This is a genomic window from Flavobacterium sp. UBA7680, assembly GCF_002482975.1.
Lineage (GTDB): Bacteria > Bacteroidota > Bacteroidia > Flavobacteriales > Flavobacteriaceae > Flavobacterium.
Map to the genome: position 1 here is coordinate 26,214 of NZ_DLHA01000022.1, position 12,748 is coordinate 38,961.

A 12,748-nucleotide genomic window follows, 5' to 3' on the forward strand; every position below is an offset into this window, starting at 1 on the left:
AGATGGCACACGGATTTCACAGATGAAACGGATTTTCACGGTTATTTTATAAACAATGTAAATAATAAAAAAATCTGTTTTCATCTGTTTAAATCAGTAAAATCAGTGTGCCATCTCACCCACAACTAAAAAACAAACAATGAAAAACATATTTCTAAAAAACCTCAGCTTTGCTTTAATTCTCTCTGTAATCGCTTGTCAGGCGCAGGAAAAAATTACTGTAAAAGGAAACCAATTTTATAAAGGTGATAAACCATACGCTTACATTGGAACCAATTATTGGTACGGAAGCTTACTGGCATCCAAAAAAGTGGGCGACAGAAAAAGATTAATTAGAGAACTGGATTTATTGCAAAAAAACGGAATCGATAATCTAAGAATTTTAGTTGGCGGCGATGGCGGGAAATACGATTTCACCGTTCGTCCGGCGCTGCAATACGAACAGGGAAAATACGATGAAGATTTACTGGACGGACTTGATTTTATAATCAACGAAATGAGCAAACGTAAAATGTATGCCGTTTTATATTTAACAAACAATTGGGAATGGTCTGGCGGAATGTCACAATATTTAGAATGGAATGGAAAAGGTCCAATTCCGGTTCCGGCGATTCCGCCCAATACGTGGCCACAATTTATGTCGTATACAGAACAATTTCATAGTTGCGAACCTTGTATGAAAGGTTTAGAAAATCATGTAAAATTTATTATTGGAAGAACAAATTCCTATTCTAAAAAGAAATATACTGAAGATAATACCATTATGGCGTGGCAGGTTGGAAATGAACCCCGAACCTTTACACCAGAAAACGAAGCAAAATTCACAGTTTGGCTAAATAACATTGTCGATTTAATTGACAGCTTAGACAAAAACCACTTAATCTCGACTGGTTCTGAAGGCAAAAACAGTTCAAATGACAGCATGGAAATTTTTGAACGCACACATCAGAATCCGAATATCGATTATTTGACAATGCATATTTGGCCAAAAAACTGGAATTGGTTTAAAGCAGATAATGCTGAAAAAACGCTGACAACAACTTTAGAAAATGCGGGAAAATATATTGACGATCACATTAAAGTCGCAAACAATTTAAAACGCCCTATTATTATTGAAGAATTTGGTTTACCGAGAGAAAACGAAAATTTAATTGCAGGATCTTCTGTTGTAAATAGAGATATTTTCTACAATTATATTTTTGGCAGAGTTGCCGAAAGTGTAAAAAATAACGGTCCGTTACAAGCAGCAAATTTCTGGGGATTTGGCGGCGAAGGAAAAGCAGTTAACAAAGACGGAAAATGGAACCCCGGCGATCCGTTAACGACAGATCCGCCGCAGGAACCTCAAGGTTTGAATTCTGTTTTTTCTTCGGATAAATCGACATTGAAAATTGTAAAAGATTATAATTTGAAATTGAAAAAATAAAGTAATCTTAAACCATATAAGTAATTTAAGAACATGTAAAATTCTGTCTCAATATATTGTAAAATATAAATAACATATCATCCACCCCCTATTTTTCGTAGAGACGCACAGCAGTGCGTCTTATGTGCAACGAATATACCGACGTTTACAATTAAAAAATAAAAATATTATTCATCCCTATCTTCCGTAGAGACGCACTGCTGTGCGTCTTATGCGCAAAAAATATACACGACGTAAACTGGACGTAGACGCACTGCTGTGCGTCTCTACAATATGCGTTATGTGAAATGCATTGTGTGAAATGTGTTTTATAAAAATATATTTACGCTAATATTTTCTCAATCGCATTCAATTCATCTTCTGCAAACACTGTATTTTGCAAACAATCAATATTATTACACAATTGTTTTACAGAACTCGCACCAATTAAAACAGAAGTAATTCGTTTGTCTTTTTGCAGCCATGCCAAAGCCAATTGTGCTAAAGACTGGTTTCTATTTTGAGCAATTTCATTCAGCTGAATCAATTTCTGAATACGTTCTTCCGTAACTTCATTTTCTTTCAAATGTCCGTTTGGATTATGCGCTCTTGAGTTTTCAGGAATTCCGTTTAAATATTTATCTGTTAAAAGTCCTTGTGCCAAAGGCGAAAATGCAATACAGCCCACTCCTTTTTCTTCTAAAACATCCAATAAACCATTTTCTACCCAACGCTCTAACATCGAATATTTTGCCTGATGAATTAAACAAGGTGTTCCTAATTGTTTTAAAACATCAACCGCAACACGAGTCTGCTCCGCCGAATAATTACTGATTCCAACATACAAGGCTTTTCCACTTCTAACAGCATGATCAAGTGCCATCATAGTTTCTTCAATTGGCGTTTCTGGGTCTGGACGATGCGAATAAAAAATATCTACATAATCAACGTTCATTCGCTTCAAACTCTGATCTAAACTTGATAATAAATATTTTCTCGAACCCCAGTCTCCGTAAGGGCCATTCCACATTGTATAACCCGCTTTTGTAGAAATCACAATTTCATCACGCAGATTTCCCTGAAAATTATGCCATAATATTTTACCAAAATTTTCCTCAGCAGAACCCGGAACCGGACCGTAATTATTCGCTAAATCAAAATGGGTAATTCCTTTATCAAAAGCTTCTACGGCAATACTTTCCGCATTTTCAAAATTATCTACTGAACCGAAGTTATGCCATAATCCTAAGGAAATTTCTGAAAGTAATAAACCGCTTCTTCCGCATCTGTTATATTTCATTGTTTTAGTTTAAAGGTTGGAGTTTTAATAGAATTTAAAGTTAGAAAAATAATGCTTTTGTTTTGCCACAAAGACACTAAGTCACAAAGATTTTTTTTACATAGCCCCTAGCTTCAGCTAGGGGAATAAGATTGGAAGTTACAAAGGGCTTTAGCCAAACCTACAAAGTTTGGCTAAAGCCCTTTTGATTGCGTTAATATTTTTCATCCAGCTAAAGCTGGACGCTATTAATCTTAAATTTTAAAAAAAACTTTGCGACTCTGCGACTTTGCGAGATTAAAAAACTTCGCGACTTAGTGCCTTTGTGGCAAAAACGTCTACTCTTTTACCTCAAAACCATCTTGTAAACCTTTATCAGAACTTCCTCCAACCATGATTTTAAAAGTTCCCGGTTCAACTAAATAATTTCCTTCGTTATCATAAAAACCAAGTTCCTTATTTGTTAAAGTAAAAGTTACCGTTTTAGTTTCTCCTTTTTTAAGACTTACCAATTCAAAACCTTTCAATTCTTTTATAGGACGAACGATACTTGCGTATTCATCATGAATATACAATTGAACCACTTCTTTTCCATCATAATTTCCAGTGTTTGTTACCTCAACACTAACCTGAACTTTTTCTCCTTTTGCGAAAGCAGTTTTATTTAATTTCAGATTTTTATAATCAAAAGTTGTATAACTCAATCCAAAACCAAACGGAAATTGAGGCGTTTTCTCCACATCCATATAATGTGACCAGAAAACATTTTTATCGCTGTCTGTTGGTCTTCCTGTACTGTATTTGTTATAATAAATAGGAACCTGACCTACATTTCTAGGAAAAGACATTGGCAATTTCCCGCTCGGATTATAATCTCCGTATAAAACCTGTGCAACCGCATTTCCAGTTTGCGTTCCTAAATGCCAGGCTTCAACAATTGCCGGAACGTTTTCTGCAGCCCACGGAATACTCAACGGACGTCCGTTATTTAAAACCAAAACTACATTTGGATTCACTTTATAGATTTCTTCTAATAATTCCTGCTGTAAACCTGGAAGATTCAAATCCGTTCTGCTTCTTCCTTCTCCGCTTTGGAAACCATATTCACCTAAAACCATTACTACAACATCAGCATTTTTTGCAGCTGTTTTTGCTGCTTCAAATCCGCTTTTATCTGTAGTATTGAAAACAGTTTCAGTTAGAAAAGTTGCTTTTTGTTTTAATAAATCTGCTCCTTTTTCAAAAACCAATTGATTGTCTTTGTATTGCTGCATTCCTTCTAAAACCGAAACCGCTGTATTATCATCTGTTGCAATTCTCCAGCTTCCAAGCGGGCTGTTTTTATCATTTGCCAAAGCGCCGATCAAAGCAATTTTTTGTCCTGATTTTTTCAGTGGCAATAAATTCTTATCGTTCTTCAACAAAACGATAGATTTTTTCGCCATATCCAAAACGCCGGCATTATTGGCTTTACTCCCCACAACTGCTTTTTCGCGTTTTTCATCGCAATATCTGTATGGATCATCAAATAATCCTAATTCAAATTTTACACGAAGAATTCTGCGAACGGCATCATCAACCAAAGATTCTTTTACTTTTCCTGATTTTACTAAATCAACTAGTTTTGCAACATACAAATACGATTCCATATCCATATCAGAACCTGCAATTACAGCTTTTGCGGTTGCATCGGCTTCATCTTTTGCATATCCGTGCGCAATCATTTCACGAATCGAAGCATAATCAGAAATTACAAACCCATCAAACTTCCATTTTCCTTTTAAAATATCTCTTTGCAAAAATGCATTTCCGGTTGCCGGAACTCCGTTTAAAGTATTAAACGAATTCATAAACGTACGAACTCCGGCTTCTACAGTTGCTTCAAAAGGAGGCAAAACCGAATTATACAATTTAGAGTTGCTAATATCAACAATATTATATTCTAAACCTGCTTCAACATAACCATAAGCCGCAAAGTGTTTTGCACAGGCAGCAATGGTATTTACTTTAGCTAAATCGGCAATTGTTTCACCTTGAAAACCTTTTACTCTGGCGTAACCAATTTTACTTCCCAAATACGGATCTTCTCCCGAACCTTCCATCACACGTCCCCAGCGCGCATCATTTGCTACATCGACATTTGGGCCAAAAGTCCAGTTTATTCCAGATGCCGAAGCTTCATCTGCCGCAATCGCTGCCGATTTCTTAATTGCTTCTAAATCCCAGCTTGCTGCTTCTGCTAACGGAATCGGGCTTAACGTTTTATAACCATGTATTACATCAAAACCAATAATTAACGGAATTCCTAATCGTGTTTCTTCAACTGCAATTTTCTGTACGGCACGAACTTCTTTTACACCGCGCACCGTCAGCATTGATCCAACTAAACCTTTTCTTAAATGTTCGTATTTTAATTCAGCCGTCCCGCCTTTTGGAGCTGGTCCCGTAACATCCCAAAAACCATTGTATTGGTTCATCTGACCAACTTTCTCCTCCAATGTCATCAAAGGCAAAAGCAAATCAATTCTTTGCTCAATAGTTTTGTTTTTATCCAAATACGGCTTTTTTTGTGCATTCATATTTCCAACAGTAAACAGGGACAAAACCCCAATAATTATTATTTTTTTATTTTTCATGGTTAGTTTTTTTTGAGGTGCTAAGGTTCTGAGGTACTAAGATTCTAAGTTTTTTTTCCAAAACTTTGCGGGGCTTCGACTTCGCTCAGCCTGACAAAAGCGAGCAAAAACATCTGCGCAAATCAGTTGAATCAGTAAAATTTGTGGGCAAAAAAATCTAAAATCTACATTCTAAAATCTAAAATCAATTCACTCCGTGATAAAACAAGAAGCCGGCAAATTTGCTTTATTAAACAAATCTGACTGTGTTGTATTTCCCCACGCAAATCTCACTCTTACTGGGGTTGTTACTTTTTTACTTGTCAAAATCACCTGATTATTTTTTATTGAAGCTTCTGCAGGAAAGAAATTTCCATCGGCTCCAGCCACTTCAAATTGATTCGAAATTTTGTTTTTGAAATACAAACCTTCAGCATAATCAAAAGAAACGGTTACTTTGTTTTTATCGATTTTAATTTCTTTGAAAAGCGGGCCGTTAACCAAATTTGAATTTGCTTTATAAACTTCGGCTAAAGCCAAATTTGCCAAACGAATTCCAACTGATTTTTTATTCTTTGGATGAATATCAATTGTATCTGAAATATCCGAAGTCAAAACCATTCCTGTTTTTGGAACTTCTTTTAAAATTTTCCTTTGAGAATTTCTAACCGTAACATTCGAGAAATTATTTGTTCCTGTTTTATATGGTGCAATTTGAACGAAATAAAAAGGAAAATCATCGTTCCAATTTTTTCTCCACGAAGTAATCAAAGTCGAAAGTGTTTTATCGTAAACTAAAGAACCTACATTTGATTCTCCCTGATACCAAATTGTTCCGGCAATTTTAAATCCAACAATTGGAGCAATCATCGCATTATAAGCACGTCCGGGTTGGTGCGGACCATATTCCTGTTCGTATAGTTTTTTGGCATTTTCTAATAAAACCGGATCGTTTTGAATCACTTCTTCCGGCATCCAGATTTCGGCTGGAGTTCCGCCCCAGTTCGATGAAATTAATCCGATTGGTACATTTTTTAAATCTTCGCGTAAACGTTTAGCAAAAAAGTAGCCAACGGCGCTGAAATATTTCATGGTTTCGGGAGTCGATTCAACCCAATTTCCTAATACATTATTTTGCGGACTTGTTGCTGTTGATTTTGAAACGGTAAAAAATCGAATATTCGGATTCGTGGCATTTTTTACTTCTTCATCACCATTTTCGATTCCCCAGCTTGCAGACATTTCCATGTTCGATTGTCCAGAACAAATCCAGACTTCTCCAATTAAAATGTTTTTTAAAACAACTTCGTTATATCCTTTTATAGAAATTGTGTAAGGTCCGCCGGCTTCTGGAGTTTTAATTACAAGTTCCCATTTTGCCTGATTACTTGTAACGGCTTTATATTCCTGATTGTTCCAGCTTGAAACTAATTTAATTTCTTCTTTTGGATTTGCCCAGCCCCAGATTTTTACTTCAGAATTACGCTGTAAAACCATATTATCTCCAAAAATATTCGGAAGCGTAACATTTGCTGTTATGATATTTGAAATCATAAAAAAGAAAATAAGCTTAAGTATATTATTTTTCATTTAACAGCTTTTTTAAAAATGGAGCATATTCATCTACCAAAACTTTATGATCTTCAACATCAGGATGTCCTGAACAGCCTTTTGGCGTCATTGGTTTGAATTTGAAAATCTGAATTGGCTTATGTGTTTTGTCTTCTGCGAAAGCGTTTTTCACTTTATTCAGACAATCTTCAAAAACAACTGCTCTTTCTCCACCAACCATTGGGCTGTTTGTAATGACAATCTGCACATTTGGATTGTGTTCGTAAAGCATTTTTATAAAGTTGATGTAATTCGAAACATACTTTTCGGGATTAAAAGGCAGACGTTCTTTTTTTCCGTCTCCGCCAGAAAAATCATTTGTTCCTAAAGCAATACTTATAATATCAGGCTGAAAAGCAAAATCGTATTTTAGTTTTGAGGAATCTTTGGTCAAATACAAATTAGGATAAACATCCGGCATTATAGCTTCGTCTTTGTTTTCGTCGTTCCAGTTTCTGTAAATTCCAATTCCTGAAACGCAGCTCATTAAATAGTCAACACCAATTTCTCTTGAAATTCTTGGTCCGTAAGCATAATAACCATTATGATGATCCATATATTCGCCTTTATCACACGGAATATCCGACGGATCACTAGCCGCACCGCAAGTAATGGAATCACCTATAAATTCGATTTTCTTTTTCTTTTTGGATGAAATTGAAGTCAGTTTTGCAGTTGTTCCGGCAAATAAAATATTCCCGCTTTGAGCTTCGGTATTTTTATAAATTTCTAAATGATGTTCTTTTTTATTGGAAGTTATTTTTATTGAAAATGATTGAACTGCTCCTTTTTCTATTCTGATTTTTCCAATATATTTTCCGTCTAAAACCAACTGAATATAATTATGATGTTCATAAGCATCAACACTTTGAAGCGAAATTGAACATTCATTTCCTGTAAAATTAAAAGATACAGAAGATGCAGTTCCTATTAAGATTACTTGATTATTTTGAAGTTTGTCAACTCTTCCCGCATAAAGAAAAGTATCCTGGTTTTGTGATGTCGAAACAAGTGAAATCAGCAAAAACAGAATTAAAAGGGCGTTTTTTTTTGGAAACATAATTTATTTGTTAAAATATAAATACGATTCACAAATATATTTGAAACTTAATAAACATAAAGATACTAAAACATCAAAAAGTAATAAAAAAACACCACGTAAACACATCATTTAATTGCTAATTCTTACAATCTATACTGTATTTAGAAAAATAACGTTCTATCTTAGCAACTAAACATTTTCTTACTTAAAAAATGAAATCTTACTTTATTATCTTCATCCTTTCTGTTGTTTTATTTTCTTCTTTTACTTCAAAAGAGAAAAATAAAAGTGTAATTCGAAAAGAACAATCGGCAATAGATCGTGACTCTATAATAGTTTTTGCTAAAAAATATTTGGGAACACCTTATTTATATGCGAGCAGTAATCCGCAAAAAGGGTTTGACTGTTCTGGATTTGTGAGTTATGTTTTTGGGAATTTTGGGATGACCTTGCCGAGAAGTTCGAGCGGATATAAAAATTTAGGAACGGCGTTAAAACCTGAAGATTTTAAAGTTGGAGATATTTTGGTTTTTTACGGCTATAAAGACAAAACCGTAATTGGTCATCTTGGCATAATTTGCGAGGCTGACGGAATGCATTCTAAGTTTATTCACGCTTCTTCCGGAAAAGCGCAGCAGGTTACGATTACATCTCTTGATACAGAACATTATACGAACCGTTTTTATAAATGTATTGATGTAATTTCAAAATAAAAAAGCTCCAGATATGTAATGTCTCTGGAGCTTTCACTTTATAACTAACCTTTATTTTTAAATAACCGTTCCTTTTAACGTAAGTATTTTTGGAGCAGTTTCAGCACTTGTTGTTACAGTAACTGTTTTTGTAAATGCGCCTTTGTTTGCTGCATTGTAAGTTGCTGTTACTTTTGCAGATTTACCAGGTAAAATTGGTTCTTTTGTATAATCTGTTGCTGTACAACCGCATGAACCTTGAACTTGTGTAATTACAACGGCAGTTTTTCCTGTGTTTTTAAATTCATAAACGATTGCTTTTGGAGTTCCTTGTGGAATTTCTCCAACATCGATTGTTTCTGTTTTCCAAACAATTGTCGAAGCTGTTTCAGTAATTTTTGTTTCAGCTGTTAAAGATTTTACCGGAGCAATTGCTGAAAAAGACATTAGGCTTAAAGCCAAAACCAGCATAGAAATTTTGATGATTTTCATAGTTAAATATATTAATGGTTTATAGTTCGATATTTACATTACAAAGATATTTCAGACAAAAAGAAATCGCTGTTAAGCGGTTTCAAATGTTTGTTAATGACTTGTTAATCGCCGTTTTTAACTATATTTTTGATTAATATTACACTCTCAAAAGTCTGTTTTCTTGAAAATTAATAAACTCAATAGTATTATCGTTCTGGGATTGGTCGCCATTATTAGTATTTTGGTGGCGCAATTGCTTTGGACAAAAGAGGCTTTTACGATAGAGCAGAAAAAGCTGAGTCAAAAAGCTCATATTGCACTTCTTGAAGTGGCAAAAAAACTGTATGAAGGAACGAGCCACGAACTTCCGGCGCAAAGTCCTGTACAGAAAATTTCGAATGATTATTATATTGTAAATGTCGATAATGAGTTTGAACCTGATATTTTAGAATTTTATCTAAAAACAGAATTCAAAAAAATGAATATTACGACGGATTTTGAATATGCAATGTACAATTGCCAAAGTGATGAAATGATTTACGGCGATTATATTTCTTTGTCGAAAAAAAAATCAGAATGTAAAAAGACGGTTTATTTCCCGAAGCATAAAAATTTAGTCTATTATTTTGCAGTTCGTTTTCCTAATGAAACGACTTATTTATTTAGTTCGATGCGCTTTTGGTTTGTGCTTTCGATCATGTTGATTTTAATTTTATTGATTTACGTTTATTCGATTTTTACGCTTTTGCAGCAAAAAAAATACTCTGAATTACAGCGTGATTTTATCAATAATATGACGCATGAATTTAAAACGCCTTTATCTTCTATTTTAATTGCTTCCAAATATTTAAGCGAACAAAATCCTATTAAGGACGATAAAAAACTGCATACTTATACGGAGATTATTATCAATCAAAGCAATAAACTGAATCATCATATTGAAAAGATTTTAAATATTGCAAAATCAGACTATGCGCCTTTAGAATTAAAAAAAGAACCTGTTTTAATTATTCCGGTTATTGAAGAAGCCATTGAAAATATTCAGCTAAAATATCCTGAAGCTGTTATTACTATAGAAAGCCCTTCTAAGGAATATTTATTAGAAACAGATGTTTTTCACTTTGGAAATCTGATTTACAATCTTTTAGATAATGCGGTTAAATACTGCAATAAAAAGCCCGAAATTACGATTAGAATTTATGAGGAGAATTCCATTTTAAAATTGGAGTTTGTTGATAACGGGATTGGAATTTCTACTAAAAAAATATCTTATATATTTGATAAGTTTTACCGGATTCAAAACGAAAAGAGTAATGAAGTAAATGGTTTTGGATTGGGATTATATTACGTAAAAGAAATCTGCAGTTTGCAAAACTGGAAAATAAAAGCTGAAAATAATACTGAAAACGGAGTTACTATAACTTTGTCTATTCCTTATAAAAAATGAAAAATTTCAAGATACTTTATACCGAAGATGACGAAACGCTGGCGTTTTTGACCAAAGATAATTTGGAACAAAACAATTATGAAGTGGTTCATTGTACGAATGGAAAATCTGGTTTGGAAACTTTCAAAAATGAAGATTTTGACGTTTGTATTTTTGATATTATGATGCCCAAAATGGATGGTTTTGAACTGGCAGAAGAAGTTCGGAAAATCGATACTGACGTTCCTATCATTTTTCTTTCGGCTAAAACTTTAAAAGAAGATCGTATAAAAGGACTTCGTCTTGGTGCCGATGATTATTTGGTAAAACCTTTCAGCATTGAGGAATTAATCTTGAAAATTGAAGTTTTCCTGAAACGTTCTCAAAAGAATAATAAAGTCGGAAAATCGGTTTATGAAATTGGAAAATATCAATTTGACACCAAAAATTTTATTCTTTTTAATGATGAAGAAAAAGTCGGACTTACACAACGTGAAGCCGAATTGCTAAAATTGTTTCTTGACAATAAAAATTTAGTTTTAAAAAGAGAGCAGATTTTAACTGCACTTTGGGGAACTGATGATTATTTTATGGGAAGAAGTCTTGATGTTTTTATTTCGCGCCTGCGTAAAATTTTATCGAACGAAAAAGGCATTTCGATTGAAAACCTGCACGGAATTGGTTTTAGATTTTCTATAGCGTAATTGTAAAGTGTATTCTTTCAAATAATCACAATTCTGTTAAAAATAAAGAATAATCTGTAAATAGATTTTGAAAAATCTTTGTATTTTTAAGTTCTAATTTTCCAGATATGAAAATACATCATTTGCGAAATGCCACATTGGTTATTGAGACAGAAAAGCATGTTATTCTTGTAGATCCGATGTTAGGAAAGAGAAAAACAATTGCTCCTTTTACTATTTTTCGTTACAATCCAAAACGCAATCCTCTAGTGGCTCTGCCTAAAAACAGCAGGGAAATTTTGAGCAATGTAACTCATTGTTTAATTACGCATTTACACCCAGATCATATTGATAAGGCCGGAGAAGTATTTTTAAGAAGAAAAAGCATTCCTGTAATCTGCAGTGCAAAAGATGAAAAGACTCTTTTACAAAGAGGTCTTAATATTGTACAGACTTTAAATTATTGGGAACCTCAGCCTTTTTTAGATGGAAGAATTATTGGAATCCCCGCTCTTCATGGTTACGGTTGGATTGCAAAATTGATGGGAAATGTAATGGGATTTTACATTGAACTTGCAAACGAAAAATCGGTTTATATAAGTTCTGATACTATTTTTACAGATGATGTCCAAAAAGCATTAATCGAACTCAAACCCGATATCGCAACGGTTGCCTGCGGAACTGCCAGACTGGATATTGGACAGCCTTTATTGATGCGGATGAATGATATTTTGAAGTTTACAGCACTTGCACCCGGAAAAGTTTTTGCCAACCATCTTGAGGCTTTAAATCACTGCCCAACAACTCGTGAAGAATTAAGAAAGGCATTGACTGAGAATAATCTTTTGTCTAAAGTTGCTATTCCGAGTGACGGAACTAGTGTAGATTATTGATCTTAAATACATTCTATTTTTACTGAAAAATAGTTTCGTTTTGCTATTTCCCGTTTCGGTATTAATACTATATTTGGCTCTTAATCCAACCAAAAACAGATGAATAATTTCTTAAGGAAAATAAAATTAGTTAAAGATATTACAATACAATTACCTGTTTCAAAAATAGATTTTATTCAAAAATTTAGAAACAATGTTGATGAATCTGATTTGGGTTACGTTCCTTTTGAAGTTTTTCAATCCAGTAGAAATGAATACAAAGGTAATATTGAAAATAATTCGTTTGATTTGAAAAGGAGAAAACGATTATTTGATACTGGTTATTCTTTTGCAAAAGTAAACGGAAATTTAATTCAGGAAAATGATAAGTTAGTTATTGATGCTGAAATTATTGGTTTCAGAAAAAGAATGATTATCTTTTTTGCCTTTATAGTTTTTTTCTATCTCATCGCTTTTACTGGAATGATATTAACTGGCGATAATGTTTCTCTTATTTTTTTGCCGTTTTTACTTTTTCATATGTCAATTATGTTAGGTATTCCTTACTTTGTAATTAGAAGAAGTGTTAACAGAATGGCCTACAATTTAGAAAGAGATTTTCATTATTGGGTAACAAAAAACTAATTCA

11 protein-coding genes are annotated in these 12,748 nt (G+C 33.6%); 6 read left to right on the plus strand and 5 right to left on the minus strand.

All coding sequences use genetic code 11. The features are described from left to right. The first annotated feature begins 139 nt into the window (after positions 1–139). Positions 140–1,426 carry a glycoside hydrolase 5 family protein gene (locus B3C18_RS08535; RefSeq protein WP_291145379.1) on the plus strand — a complete coding sequence of 429 codons (1,287 nt, stop codon included), beginning with the start codon at positions 140–142 and terminating at the stop codon, positions 1,424–1,426. A 322-nt stretch (positions 1,427–1,748) separates the two neighbouring features. On the opposite strand, the gene B3C18_RS08540 is transcribed toward B3C18_RS08535, so the two are convergent. From B3C18_RS08540 to B3C18_RS08555, 4 genes are all read right to left on the minus strand, one after another. Continuing rightward, a complete protein-coding gene (locus B3C18_RS08540) occupies positions 1,749–2,705 on the minus strand; it encodes an aldo/keto reductase (protein WP_291145382.1) in 957 nt (318 codons plus the stop codon). 317 nt (positions 2,706–3,022) lie between these two features. After that, on the minus strand, positions 3,023–5,320 hold the full coding sequence (gene bglX, locus B3C18_RS08545) for a beta-glucosidase BglX (protein ID WP_291145385.1): 2,298 nt from the start codon (positions 5,318–5,320) through the stop codon (positions 3,023–3,025). A 189-nt stretch (positions 5,321–5,509) separates the two neighbouring features. Further along, entirely contained in the window at positions 5,510–6,889 is a 1,380-nt protein-coding gene (locus B3C18_RS08550) for a sialate O-acetylesterase (protein WP_291145388.1), read from the minus strand. After that, positions 6,879–7,970, minus strand: a complete 1,092-nt coding sequence (locus B3C18_RS08555; RefSeq protein WP_291145391.1) for an SGNH/GDSL hydrolase family protein — start codon at positions 7,968–7,970, stop codon at positions 6,879–6,881. Before B3C18_RS08555 ends, B3C18_RS08550 begins: the two co-directional genes overlap by 11 nt. Positions 7,971–8,164: 194 nt before the next feature. Here B3C18_RS08555 and B3C18_RS08560 point away from each other — a divergent pair, with 194 nt between their 5' ends. Then, positions 8,165–8,665, plus strand: coding sequence for a C40 family peptidase (locus B3C18_RS08560; RefSeq protein ID WP_291145394.1), 501 nt, complete (start codon positions 8,165–8,167; stop codon positions 8,663–8,665). Between the two features lie 57 nt (positions 8,666–8,722). Here the strand turns inward: B3C18_RS08560 and B3C18_RS08565 are convergent, their stop codons facing one another. Next, positions 8,723–9,136, minus strand: coding sequence for a DUF1573 domain-containing protein (locus B3C18_RS08565; RefSeq protein WP_256635762.1), 414 nt, complete (start codon positions 9,134–9,136; stop codon positions 8,723–8,725). A 163-nt stretch (positions 9,137–9,299) separates the two neighbouring features. Between B3C18_RS08565 and B3C18_RS08570 the strand changes: the two genes are divergently transcribed. The 4 genes from B3C18_RS08570 to B3C18_RS08585 all read left to right on the plus strand — a co-directional run bounded on the left by B3C18_RS08570 (position 9,300) and on the right by B3C18_RS08585 (position 12,744). Further along, positions 9,300–10,565, plus strand: coding sequence for a sensor histidine kinase (locus B3C18_RS08570; RefSeq protein WP_291145399.1), 1,266 nt, complete (start codon positions 9,300–9,302; stop codon positions 10,563–10,565). After that, complete coding sequence (locus B3C18_RS08575) at positions 10,562–11,248, plus strand: response regulator transcription factor (protein ID WP_291145402.1); 687 nt, start codon at positions 10,562–10,564, stop codon at positions 11,246–11,248. Before B3C18_RS08570 ends, B3C18_RS08575 begins: the two co-directional genes overlap by 4 nt. Positions 11,249–11,355: 107 nt before the next feature. Further along, complete coding sequence (locus B3C18_RS08580; protein ID WP_291145405.1) at positions 11,356–12,120, plus strand: MBL fold metallo-hydrolase; 765 nt, start codon at positions 11,356–11,358, stop codon at positions 12,118–12,120. A gap of 99 nt (positions 12,121–12,219) precedes the next feature. After that, entirely contained in the window at positions 12,220–12,744 is a 525-nt protein-coding gene (locus B3C18_RS08585) for a hypothetical protein (protein WP_291145408.1), read from the plus strand. Positions 12,745–12,748 lie beyond the last annotated feature (4 nt).

Excerpts from the sequence above, each read along its gene's own strand:
- B3C18_RS08535 (WP_291145379.1), top strand. The coding sequence starts at position 140 with ATGAAAAACATATTTCTAAAAAACCTCAGCTTTGCTTTAATTCTCTCT.
- B3C18_RS08540 (WP_291145382.1), bottom strand. The coding sequence starts at position 2,705 with ATGAAATATAACAGATGCGGAAGAAGCGGTTTATTACTTTCAGAAATT.
- bglX (WP_291145385.1), bottom strand. The coding sequence starts at position 5,320 with ATGAAAAATAAAAAAATAATAATTATTGGGGTTTTGTCCCTGTTTACT.
- B3C18_RS08550 (WP_291145388.1), bottom strand. The coding sequence starts at position 6,889 with ATGAAAAATAATATACTTAAGCTTATTTTCTTTTTTATGATTTCAAAT.
- B3C18_RS08555 (WP_291145391.1), bottom strand. The coding sequence starts at position 7,970 with ATGTTTCCAAAAAAAAACGCCCTTTTAATTCTGTTTTTGCTGATTTCA.
- B3C18_RS08560 (WP_291145394.1), top strand. The coding sequence starts at position 8,165 with ATGAAATCTTACTTTATTATCTTCATCCTTTCTGTTGTTTTATTTTCT.
- B3C18_RS08565 (WP_256635762.1), bottom strand. The coding sequence starts at position 9,136 with ATGAAAATCATCAAAATTTCTATGCTGGTTTTGGCTTTAAGCCTAATG.
- B3C18_RS08575 (WP_291145402.1), top strand. The coding sequence starts at position 10,562 with ATGAAAAATTTCAAGATACTTTATACCGAAGATGACGAAACGCTGGCG.
- B3C18_RS08580 (WP_291145405.1), top strand. The coding sequence starts at position 11,356 with ATGAAAATACATCATTTGCGAAATGCCACATTGGTTATTGAGACAGAA.
- B3C18_RS08585 (WP_291145408.1), top strand. The coding sequence starts at position 12,220 with ATGAATAATTTCTTAAGGAAAATAAAATTAGTTAAAGATATTACAATA.